Annotated in this window: 9 protein-coding genes; 7 read left to right on the forward strand and 2 right to left on the reverse strand. The window is 58.5% G+C overall.

The genetic code is table 11. The features are described 5' to 3' along the window. The first annotated feature begins 335 nt into the window (after positions 1-335). The 3 genes from NKH29_RS30670 (at position 336) to NKH29_RS30680 (ending at position 3,979) form a co-directional block, all read left to right on the forward strand. Positions 336-1,406 (forward strand): GlxA family transcriptional regulator, encoded by a 1,071-nt coding sequence (locus NKH29_RS30670; RefSeq protein ID WP_353001267.1) that lies wholly within the window; start codon positions 336-338, stop codon positions 1,404-1,406. Positions 1,407-1,617: 211 nt separating this feature from the next. Beyond that, positions 1,618-2,796, forward strand: a complete 1,179-nt coding sequence (locus NKH29_RS30675; protein WP_353001268.1) for a M24 family metallopeptidase — start codon at positions 1,618-1,620, stop codon at positions 2,794-2,796. After that, entirely contained in the window at positions 2,783-3,979 is a 1,197-nt protein-coding gene (locus NKH29_RS30680; protein ID WP_353001269.1) for a M20 metallopeptidase family protein, read from the forward strand. Before NKH29_RS30675 ends, NKH29_RS30680 begins: the two co-directional genes overlap by 14 nt. Before the next feature lie 638 nt (positions 3,980-4,617). Here the strand turns inward: NKH29_RS30680 and NKH29_RS30685 are convergent. Continuing rightward, positions 4,618-5,079 carry an Lrp/AsnC family transcriptional regulator gene (locus tag NKH29_RS30685; RefSeq protein WP_023671628.1) on the reverse strand — a complete coding sequence of 154 codons (462 nt, stop codon included), beginning with the start codon at positions 5,077-5,079 and terminating at the stop codon, positions 4,618-4,620. 287 nt (positions 5,080-5,366) lie between these two features. On the opposite strand from NKH29_RS30685, the gene NKH29_RS30690 reads away from it, so the two are divergent. The 3 genes from NKH29_RS30690 (at position 5,367) to NKH29_RS30700 (ending at position 9,502) form a co-directional block, all read left to right on the forward strand. Continuing rightward, positions 5,367-6,557, forward strand: coding sequence for an aminotransferase class V-fold PLP-dependent enzyme (locus NKH29_RS30690; protein WP_353001270.1), 1,191 nt, complete (start codon positions 5,367-5,369; stop codon positions 6,555-6,557). Between the two features lie 37 nt (positions 6,558-6,594). Further along, positions 6,595-7,740 carry a M20 family metallopeptidase gene (locus NKH29_RS30695; RefSeq protein WP_353001271.1) on the forward strand — a complete coding sequence of 382 codons (1,146 nt, stop codon included), beginning with the start codon at positions 6,595-6,597 and terminating at the stop codon, positions 7,738-7,740. 592 nt (positions 7,741-8,332) lie between these two features. Continuing rightward, positions 8,333-9,502, forward strand: coding sequence for an amidohydrolase (locus NKH29_RS30700; protein WP_353001272.1), 1,170 nt, complete (start codon positions 8,333-8,335; stop codon positions 9,500-9,502). A 107-nt stretch (positions 9,503-9,609) separates the two neighbouring features. Here the strand turns inward: NKH29_RS30700 and NKH29_RS32760 are convergent, their stop codons facing one another. Beyond that, on the reverse strand, positions 9,610-9,957 hold the full coding sequence (locus NKH29_RS32760) for a transposase (RefSeq protein ID WP_502911321.1): 348 nt from the start codon (positions 9,955-9,957) through the stop codon (positions 9,610-9,612). Here NKH29_RS32760 and NKH29_RS30710 point away from each other — a divergent pair. Next, a partial coding sequence (locus NKH29_RS30710; protein ID WP_502911322.1) for a transposase occupies positions 9,950-10,736 on the forward strand: 787 nt, incomplete at its 3' end. The two genes, NKH29_RS32760 and NKH29_RS30710, sit on opposite strands and share 8 nt — an antisense overlap.

Consider the following 10,736-nt stretch of genomic DNA (forward strand, 5'->3'; position numbering starts at 1 on the left):
CTGAAAGCCTTCCGATGTTCGGCAGGGACAGCCTGGCCCGCCGTATCGAGCGGTTCACCTGACGCGAGCGGAAACATGAAATGACACGTCGCGCGAGAAAACGGACCGACCGACCGCAGTAGGCCGGCGCCAACAGCGCGCAAGAGCGGAGCCTAGCCTGGTCTGGAACCCGGGGCAGATCGGGTCTTCCGAAGCAGCTAGCAGAATACGATTCGATAGGCGCAGAGCACTTGTTGTTGCGTAGCTGCTCTGGTCTCCAACGAAGGAAGTCAGTTGCGCAGTTTTGGTATGGCCGCTGGACGCACGAGAGATCAGGGTAGGAGAAGGACCCCGGGATGCTAGACTCACAGCCTACGTGCAGAGATTTTTGCTTTTATCTCCTCCCGGCCTTTTCGCTCCGGGCCTTCTCGTCGGCAGTAGAAGCGCTGAGGCTCGCCAACGAGGTGTTGGGGCGGGACGTGTATAGCTGGCAGGTCATTTCGGACGACGGGCAACCTGCGGCCTCGAGTTGCGGGTTGTTGGTTTGCGCCGATTCTTCGTTGTCCTTCGAACGTGAAAGGACTCGGCGATTGATCTCAGCACCTGCTGTCGTAGTCGTGGGCGGGCGCAATGCTCCTAGTCCGCACAAACAGCTTGATGCATGGCTACGAGAGTGTCGCAACCGCCGCAGCAGCCTCGTAGGGATAAGTAGCGGTACGATTGCGCTTGCTCGGGCGGGGCTTGCAGAGGGGCGGCGTTGCGCGGTTCACTGGGAGCAATTTCCTATATTCTCTGAGCGGTTCCCAGGCGTGATAGCCACTCAAACAGCCTTCGAGCGGGACGGGAACCTATACACTTGCGCCGGAGGGGACGCCCCCTTCGACATGTTTCTTGACTTAGTCGACCACCATCATGGCGCGATAGTCGTGAACCGAATTTGCGAAAAAGCTATCGCGTGTAGCACCCGTTCAGCGGGTGACCGCCAACGACTACCTCTTCATTCTCGAGTGCAACTAAATCACCAGGCGGTCATCAAGGTAATCGAGGCGATGGAGGCAAACCTCACCGAGCCATTGCTATTGGACGAACTTGTGGGAGTCGCTGGACTATCCCGCCGCCAAATCGAACGGCTGTTTAGGCGGGAACTAGGATGTTCTCCGAGCCGTTATTATTTGGATCTTCGTCTGGAACGAGCGCACCTGCTACTCATCAGCTCGCGCCTGCCAGTCGTTGAAATCGCGATTGCTTGCGGCTTTGTCTCAGCATCGCATTTCTCAAAAGCGTATCGCGACGCTTACGGGTGCGCGCCGCATCAATCACGATTACCAGTTCACCCACGAGAGAGAATGCGGTCGAACGGGCCGGAAAATAGAACCCGGCAAATCGATCGGAGGCTAAGTAACGAAAGAATGCCTAACTGCCACTAGCAGAGCGCCGCGTTGTTTTCTCTTGATTGCATATGGCGCTCCTTTGCTGACTGGCCTCAGCATAACCGAGCGGGAGACGAGAGGTCGAACAGGTCCGGATTCGATCAGCTCTTGCCGATTTGTCCCGTTGCAAGCCGGGTCGGCCCAACCCGCTTACTAGCACTGGCGTTAAGTGAACACACTCGGACACGATACAATAGGATGATTCGATATGATCCAATTGCCCTTTGCGCTCAGCGAATACCGCAGCAGGCTTTCCGCCATCCGCGCCGAAATGGCGCGCCGCAACCTTGACCTGCTGATGGTCAACGACGTCGCCAACCAGCACTACATCACCGGCTATGACGGCTGGTCGTTCTACACGCCGCAAATGGTCCTGGTGCCGCTCGCCGACGAGGAGCCGGTCTGGATCGGTCGCGCAATGGATGCTGCTGGCGGGCTGTTGACCGCATGGATAAAGGCCGAGAACGTCGTCGGGTTTCCGGAAGATCATGTCCAGCGGCCTGACCGCCATCCAATGGACTGGATTGCTGCCTGGATCGAAAGAAAGGGCTGGGGGAGCGGCAATATCGGCATCGAGCTCGAGGCCTACTACTATTCTCCGAAGGCGCATACACGGCTAACCGCGGGCCTGCCCAATGCAAGCTTCCACGACGCCGACCTTCTGGTGAACTGGATCCGCAGCGTCAAGTCGGACGCTGAGATTGGCTACCTCCGCAACGCCGCGCGCCTTGCCGAGGCGGCGGTCACCGCGGCCTATGACGTGATTGCGCCAGGCGTGCGCGAGTGCGACGCCATCGCCAAGATCCAGGCTGTTCAGATAGCCGGCTCGCCGGATTTTGCGGGCGACATCACCGCGCTGCCGCCGACAATACTGGGCGGCGAAAATGCCTCGGCACCGCATATCATGTGGAGCGACCGCCGCTTTGGCGAGAACGAAACCGTCGCGCTCGAACTCGCGGGGGTCGTGCGCCGCTACGCCGCCGGTCTGGCCCGGACGCTTCAGCTAGGCGCTATGCCAGCAAAGGTCGGCGACACGGGCAAGGCAGTGCTCGAAGGCATGGAGGCGGTCCTTGCTGCGATCAAGCCTGGTGTTCTGGCGGAAGACGTCGAGGCGAGCTGGCGCAAGGTCATCCAGCGCTACGGCCTGAAGAAGGAGTCCCGGATCGGCTATTCGATCGGGGCCGCCTATCCCCCAGACTGGGGCGAACACACGATCAGCCTGCGCCAGGGCGACAAGACGATTTTGAAGCCGGGCAACGTGCTTCATTCCATCCTCGGCATGTGGATGGATGGCTGGGGGATCGAAGTGAGCGAAACGATCCTCGTCACCGCCGACGGCTGCGAAACGCTGACCAGCTTCCCGCGAGAGATCCATGTCAAACGCTGAAGCCGGCAATGGATTGATGGACGCTAGGCTGGAGCAGCGGATGTTCGAGGTCCGGCGCCATCTCCACCGCAACCCGGAGCTCTCGAATGAAGAGCGCGAAACGCAGGCCTATCTGAAGCGGGCGCTGGAGGATGCTGGACTGAGCGGGATCAGGCTCGTGGCCGGTTTCGGTCTGGCCGTCGACGTGGTCGGCACGGCCGGCCCGCCGAATCGCAAGGTCGTCATCAGGGCCGATATCGACGCGCTGCCGATCACGGAGACCTCAGGCGTGGCGTTCAGCTCGGAGCGTCCGGGCGTCATGCATGCCTGCGGCCACGACGCCCACGCCGCGATGGGCTACGCGGCGAGCGTTCTGCTGGAGCGCCAGAAGCAGTCGTTCAGCGGCACCGTCAGGATCATCTTCCAGCCTGCGGAAGAGGCGGAACCGCTCGGCGGCCGCCGGGTCGTCGAGGAAGGGCTGCTAAACGAAATCGACGCGGCGATCGGCATCCATGTCGATCCGTATACCGAGACGGGAAAGATCGCGGTCGGCGCAGGGCCGTATACGCTTGCCTGCGATACATTTCACATCATCGTCATCGGCAACTCAGCGCACGCGGCAAAACCGTCCGAAGGCGTCGACGCCATCGCCGTTGCTTGTTCGATCGTGACGGAGCTGCAGAAGATCGTGTCACGCGAGATCGATCCGTACGATCCGCTGGTCGTCTCAATTACCGGCATCGAAGGCGGCGGCGCCTACAATGTGATCGCCGCCGAGGCGAGGTTGAAAGGCACGATCCGAAGCGGGCATGAATCGACTCGTCAGCACGCTTGGAAGAGGCTGCGCCAGGTCGTGGATGGCCTCGCTTCAAGCCACAATGCCAGTGCCGAGGTGGATCTAAGGCGTGGCGAACCGCCGGTCATCAACGACCCTGGCATGGTCGAGCTCATCCGCCGAACCGGGGCCGACCTGCTGGGGCAGGACAACATTGTGAGCGCGCCGGGCTGGACCGCAGCCGATGATTTCGCCTTCTACAGCGAGAAGTGCCCGTCGGTCTATTTCCGGCTGGGCATCCGCAACGAGGAGCTCGGAGCGATCTATCCACTTCACCATCCACAATTTCGAGTCGATGAACAGGCGCTTTCGACAGGCGCCGTTGTCCTCTGCAACGCTGCCCGAAATTTCTTGTTGCCTCAGAGCTAAGGTAGGTCACCTATGATGAAATCGGCAGTTCTCGCCGGCGCCCACTGACTTGCCCGCGACTCGGTGGGCAGCGGCGAAGTGGCCGAGTCATGTCGTGAAGTCGCGTCATCTCTGAAAGTCTTGGCAGTAGGCGCCAACGCGTAACGGCAGTCGCGCTAATCGGCCCGAGGCAGGGAATGTCATCATTCGCTTGGCTTTCATCATCCCTAGCGCACAGAGCAAGCTCTCGGCCGAGCTCAGCCATCGCCTCACCCGGTGGTGGAATTACGAGCAGAGACAGGATCCGGCGTACGGCTTGGGCACGCATCGCATCGTGGGCCCTTGCGCAGCGTCTCAGATCGCTTCGGCGCAGCAGCACCCTTCTTGTGCCGCAGTTCCGCGATGATGATGGACCTGTGGATGATCGGAGGTTGGCTGGAATATTCAGCGAGGTCCGCAAGACTTTGACCGCGCGGCGCCCGTTGCCGGAGTTTTTTCGTAGGGTTTGCAGCGGAACCTTATGGGAGACCGCCCGGAAATGCACCTGTTTGCCAAGAAGATCGCCATCGGCCCGGCCGCGTGATCACCGGATGAATGCCGCTTTTCCGGATGACTGGAAAATCCGCTGTAGCAGCAACGAGCCGGGTGGATTGCCGGCACTATTCCTCAATAGGCAAAGCTAATGATGCCTTGATCCGGTCCATAACGACCATGGTCTTGACTGCCTTGATATCAGACTCGTGAAAAAATCGACGGGTAAATGCCTCATACTCGGCCATGTCCCGCACAGAGATCATCAGAACGAAATCGGCTTCACCCGTGACATAGTACGCACTCATGATCTCAGGAGTGCGCCTGACCGCTTGCTTGAAGCGATCAATGATGTCTACCCGCTCGCGCTCCAGACTGATAGACGCCAGCATGAGCATGGGACGACCCACGGCTTGCGGGGAGACTATGGCAACGTCAGCCTCAATCACACCATCATCACGCAGTCGCTTCAGTCGCCGTTGACAAGCGGTCGCGGAAAGACCCGCAAGTTCGCCCAGCTCGGCTGTCGTAAGGCGATTGTCGCGCTGCACGGCATTGAGAAGCTTCCGATCAACTCGATCTAGGTCCATATCACTATCACTGCAAAAAAGGGCACATCTGCGCAGAAAAACGGCTCGATGGTGCTGATATTAGCCTGACATCCCCAATGATCAAGCCATAAAATGATTTGAGCAGCGAATCCCTTCGGTTAGCCTGCGTGGTGACCTCTTGTCCTCAAGGAATCCGCCCCGGAGCACGGGCGCCCGCAAGGTAGCTCGACTCCTTAAAATGGCAATTTCGGCTCATAACTGCAGAAACGGGGCGTCATGAGTAGGTTTTGCATTCTCAACCCACGAACACGGATCTGATAACGAGCATGACAAGCCATTTTCTGCCCTTGGACCTCCTTCGACAGGAGTTTCCGGCCACCGAAAGCGCCATTTACATGGATGTCGCAAATCAGGGGCTTATGTCCAGGACGACCCGAACGTCTATGGATCAGCACCTCGACAATAGGCTGAATGGCCTCAATGACGAAGAAAGAATGATGCAACTTGTCGAGCGGACCCGTTCCAGATTCGCCAAATTCATCGCGGCCAAAAAAGATGAAATCGCCATCACGAAGAACGCCTCGGAAGGCATCAATATAATCGGAAACGCGATTGATTGGAGGCCCGGAGACAATGTTGTGCTGTGCCGGCAATTGGAGCACGCAAACAACATCTTGCCTTGGCTGCAAATCAGGGACAAGCATCGAATTGAAGTTCGAATTGTAGAATCTGATCGCGGTGCGATTCCGGGCGATGCTCTTGCCAAGGCCATCGACTCTCGCACTCGTATTGTCACAGTATCGACGGTCACAATGGTACCAGGCTTCAAGACGGTGATGGAACCGATTGCTGAAGCTTGCAAGCGGGTTGGCGCTTTTCTTTTGGCAGACGCGTCGCAGTCCGTCGGTATATTGGATACTGATATCACTCGGCTTGGTGTCGACGGTTTGGTGGCATCCTCTTACAAGGGGTTAATGGGGCTCTATGGGTTGGGATTTCTGTATTGCCGCCGAGGATGGGCCGATCGCCTGAGCCCTGCCTACCTCGCGCGCTTTAGTGTCGATCTCGGGGACGCACCAGAATCGGCTCCCATATTTGATTCGGTAAAATTGCGTGCCGGCGCGCCTCGTTTTGAAATTGGCCATTACAATTTTCCCGGCGTAATAGCGGTCTACGCATCAATCGGACAACTGATGGAAATCGGCACGTTAGCGATTGAACAAAGCGTCACATCGGTTGCAAGACGGCTGGCATCGGGCTTGTTAGATCTCGGGCTACCCGTTTGCGGCGGGGCACCAGGGAATCACACCGGAAGTATCGTTGCTATCGGAGATCCAGCAGCGCTTGCTGGTTCGAGCGAATCCGACAGCCGCATTCATTCGCTGCACGAGCATTTGTCGAAGAACCAGGTGATTGTTTCGGTCCGCAGGGGAATGCTGCGCTTCTCACTTCATCTATACAACACTGCAGACGAGGCTGACCAAGTCGTCGCTCTGGCAAAGAACTGGCTGGCATAGCCGCAAGCCGCATTCTCAAGGAGGGATAGGAGTATTTATGTCGTCCATAGGCACACAAACGGTCGAGCTTCTCAAGCAACTCATCAAAATTGAGAGCATAAACCCGTCAGCGTCAGCACAGGGGAGCGGAGAGCAAAAGATCGCGGAGTTTCTCGAGGCTTTTTGCCGGGAGCGAAACCTACCATATGAGTATCAGGAAGTAACTGACGGACGCTCGAATTTTTTCACCTGGGTTCCGGGGCAGGACCCAGACAGAAGAGTTCTGTTCATATCCCACATGGATACGGTTCCCGTTGACAATTGGGAAACAGACCCCTTTTCTCCGGAAGAGAGGGACGGACGGATCTACGGACGGGGAAGCTGTGACGACAAAGGCCCCCTCGCCGCCATGTTGATGGCTCTCAGCACCCTCGGGGATCGAAAGCCCCGGGCCACCATCGTCCTGGGCGCAAGCGTTGACGAAGAATACCGAAAAAAGGGGGCGCGAAAGATCGCCCAGTCAGGTGTTTCATACGAGGCCGCCGTAGTCGGTGAACCGACTGACTTGGAGCTCGTCGTTGCCCACAAGGGTTCAGTCCGCTGGCAGGTGGAAGTTGAGGGCGTGCCTGCTCATAGCTCCAAACCGCACCTTGGAGTGAACGCGATTACAGGGATGGCCAAGGTGATTTTGGCCCTCGATAAGGTCAATGAAACTTTATCGAAACGAGTACATCCGCTGGTCAGCCCCCCGACTCTCACGATCACACTCATTGAAGGCGGAACAGAGCTAGCGACGGTGCCGCCTTCGTGCCGCGTGTGGATCGACAGGCGACTCATCCCAGGAGAACGGCCGGCAGACGCTCTCCAGGAGGTGGAAACCATCTTGGAGGGGCTGCGCCAAGGCCCCGATAAGATCAAGGCCCGCTCGTTGCTGCCAGCATTGGAAGATCCAGCTCCCCCTAGTGCAGAAGCCACCAAGATCGCCGCAGTAGCCGCAAAGGCCTGTGCTGAGGTTGCCGGAACGGGCGAGCACCGTGGAGTTCCCTATGGTACGGACGCAAGCCAGCTCTCGTTGGGAGGGATTCCATGCGTTGTCCTAGGCCCTGGAAGCATCGATCAGGCGCATACCGCAAACGAGTATGTTGAGCTTGATCAGGTGGCCAAAGCCGTTGAAATTTACCGGAAGATCATGCTCGAGTATTGATTCTGTCTTCAAGGACTATGATCTCAATCAGGCAGGCCCAGTGATAAGCTGGTCTCCTCTGCAAGAATCTCACCTACCGCTCAAGCGCCGATTGCGAAAGACTTTGGATCGACGTCCTGGTACAAATAAGGTCGAGCCGGTCATAACTGAGTGGGGTTCTCTGTACCGGGGAATGCATGCGAGCGCTGCAACAATGTCCTATTCACCGAGCCCCTGGCCGTGCTAAGCGCAGCCTTGCCTCTGCCCAAGGACAACCCTAGAACCTGCACTCTTACAACGATCTGCGGGAGAAGGGTCTGATAGTTGTGACCGGCGCGAGTGGGACACGTCGAGAATGCTCCTGATGGGACCACGACTGCCGAGCTATGCTCTCTTTGCTGCACTCCCGGCTAAGTCCGGGAGTTTGCAAAGACGAACGATGTTGGGACTGCGTGTTCCACATTCCAGCGGGTGAATGTCAACAGCCATTCGGTGTCTACGCTTCGATGTTACACAACCTCTGGCCGTTAGCCGCCTAGAGCGCGTGCTTGGACCGAAGAACATTGGCAGGAAGACCACCTTCCTGTGAACTCGAGCAACCCTGGGGAACTTCATGCCTATCTTGAATCGCGTCGCAGACCTAGTCCCGGAAATCATGGCTTGGCGCCGCGACATGCACGCAAATCCTGAGCTGGGATTTGACGTACATCGCACCGCATCCTTTGTGGCGGATCGCCTTCGCGAATTTGGCTGCGACCGTGTCGTCACTGGGATAGGGCGTACCGGGGTGGTTGGCGTGGTGAAGGGTGGACGGATTGATGGAGATCGAAACCAAAGAATTATCGGATTGCGCGCCGATATGGATGCACTGCCGATCGAAGAAGCAACGGATGTGGTCTACAAGTCGACCAGGGCGGGTGTGATGCATGCATGCGGCCACGACGGCCATACTTCAATGCTCCTTGGAGCGGCGCGTTACCTTGCCGAAACTAGAAGTTTCGATGGCACAGTGGTCTTAATCTTCGAGCCTGCTGAAGAGCTCGGGGCAGGCGCGGCTGCTATGCTTGAAGACGGGCTGATGGAGAGCTTCGGTGTCCAACAGGTTTATGGCATGCACAATTGTCCGGGCATGCCGGTCGGTGTTTTTGGCATCAGTGAAGGGCCGTCGTGGGCAGGCACCGACGTCGTTCGGTTTCGGATCGAAGGCCGTGGGGGCCACCACGGTCTGCCGCATAAAAGCATCGACCCGATCCTGGTCGGCGCGCAGCTGATTACCGCGCTTCAGCAAATTTTGGCGCAAAACCTGGACCCTATCGAATCCGCTGGCCTCGCATTTGACAGCTTTCACTCCGGTCACGGCTTGGCGACGATCGCTCAGACAGCGGAACTTTCGGGGACAATACGCGCGCTGAAACCGGAGGTGCGAAAGGTGATCCAAAACCGGATGGGTGAGGTAATGGCCGGAATCGCCCAGGTGACTGGCGCGAAGATAGACATGACTAGCGAGGTCGGGGAGATTATCCTCGTCAATCAACCCGAGCAAACCAGGATCGCGGTTGCCGCAGCAAAGGACGTGGCAGGTGAAGACAGAGTTCTAATCACACCTCCGATACTCGCGGGCGACGATTTTGCCAGATTGGCGAAGGTTCGGCCAGGAGCCTACATCTGGTGCGGCAATGGCGATAGCGCGGGCCTCCATCACCCGGCTTATAATTTCAACGACGATGCGATTCCCTTCGGCACGTCCTTCTGGATCAAGCTAGTCGAGAACACGCTGCGTTAGTTTTCTCACGCACACGCGTTGGGCTTTAGGTCGACTTTGCGTGCCCTGCTTGTCAATCGGCGCCGAACTTTGACCCGATTGGAGTGCGCCCCTCAGACCGGACAGGGTCAAGCCGCAGTTTTGACCATCTGCCGGGCGTGTTGGTCCTCGAACTGTTGCGGGCTGAGATAGCCGAGCGCTGAGTGCAATCGGCGGGTGTTGTAAACCTCATCAATGAAGCGGGGAAGGTCCTCAGCGACGTCGGCGAAGGTTTCGTAGGCCATCGGATAGACGGCTTCGACCTTCATCGTCTTCATGAAGCTTTCCGCTTTCGCATTATCGTAGGGATTGCCGCGCCGGCCCATCGATCCAATAAGATCGTGCTCGGCGAGAACGTTGCGGTAGAGGAGTGCGGCATATTGGGCGGATTCAAGCGGTCGTCGCAACACTCTGAAGTTGGAGGTTGCGATGAGCATTCGAAAGCGGCGATCGGCACGGTCGGGACGAGCGCCATTACCTTCACCAGGGCGGCCGCCTGTGGCGGGGCGCGATGGACAGATTAGATACTGGAGGGCGATCGCCGCGGGGCTGAGCAGCGAAGATGCTGCGCTCGAAGCCGGAGTGTCGCAGCCTGTAGGAACCAGATGGTTCCGAAAGGCGGGCGGTATGCCACCAGCGATGTTCAGATCTTCGGCGAAGCCGCTCTCCGGGCGGTACCTGTCCTTGGTGGAGCGCGAGGAGATCGCACTTCTCAGGGTGCAGGGCCATTCCATGCAGGATATTGGGCGCCGGCTCGGTCGGTCCGCCTCGACAATCTCCCGTGAACTGCGGCGCAACGCGGCCACCCGCAGCGGCGGGTTGGAATATCGCGCGACGACTGCCCAGTGGCATGCGGATCGATCGGCCCGTCGTCCCAAGCCGACCAAGCTTGCGTTCAACGCAAGCTTGCGCACTTATGTGGAGGAGAGACTTGCTGGCGTTGTCGTGTCCCCGAGCGGCGCTCCCGTTCATGGTCCCACCGTTCCGTGGAAGGGCCGCCGACATGGCCCGCGAAAGGATCGGCGATGGGCCAGGGCCTGGAGTCCGGAGCAGATTGCCCGACGCTTGCCGATCGACTTCCCGGACGACAAGACGATGCGCATCAGCCACGAAGCCCTCTATCAGGCCCTCTTCGTTCAGGGCCGCGGAGTGCTGCGCCGGGAGCTGACGGCCTGCTTGCGAACAGGACGTGTATTACGGGTCCCCAGGGCGCGCG

Source organism: Mesorhizobium sp. M1295 (assembly GCF_040318135.1).
Classification (GTDB): Bacteria; Pseudomonadota; Alphaproteobacteria; order Rhizobiales; family Rhizobiaceae; genus Mesorhizobium.

Excerpts from the sequence above, each read along its gene's own strand:
- NKH29_RS30685 (WP_023671628.1), bottom strand. The coding sequence starts at position 5,079 with ATGGACCTAGATCGAGTTGATCGGAAGCTTCTCAATGCCGTGCAGCGC.
- NKH29_RS30675 (WP_353001268.1), top strand. The coding sequence starts at position 1,618 with ATGATCCAATTGCCCTTTGCGCTCAGCGAATACCGCAGCAGGCTTTCC.
- NKH29_RS30690 (WP_353001270.1), top strand. The coding sequence starts at position 5,367 with ATGACAAGCCATTTTCTGCCCTTGGACCTCCTTCGACAGGAGTTTCCG.
- NKH29_RS30700 (WP_353001272.1), top strand. The coding sequence starts at position 8,333 with ATGCCTATCTTGAATCGCGTCGCAGACCTAGTCCCGGAAATCATGGCT.
- NKH29_RS30695 (WP_353001271.1), top strand. The coding sequence starts at position 6,595 with ATGTCGTCCATAGGCACACAAACGGTCGAGCTTCTCAAGCAACTCATC.
- NKH29_RS32760 (WP_502911321.1), bottom strand. The coding sequence starts at position 9,957 with ATGCTCATCGCAACCTCCAACTTCAGAGTGTTGCGACGACCGCTTGAA.
- NKH29_RS30680 (WP_353001269.1), top strand. The coding sequence starts at position 2,783 with ATGTCAAACGCTGAAGCCGGCAATGGATTGATGGACGCTAGGCTGGAG.
- NKH29_RS30670 (WP_353001267.1), top strand. The coding sequence starts at position 336 with ATGCTAGACTCACAGCCTACGTGCAGAGATTTTTGCTTTTATCTCCTC.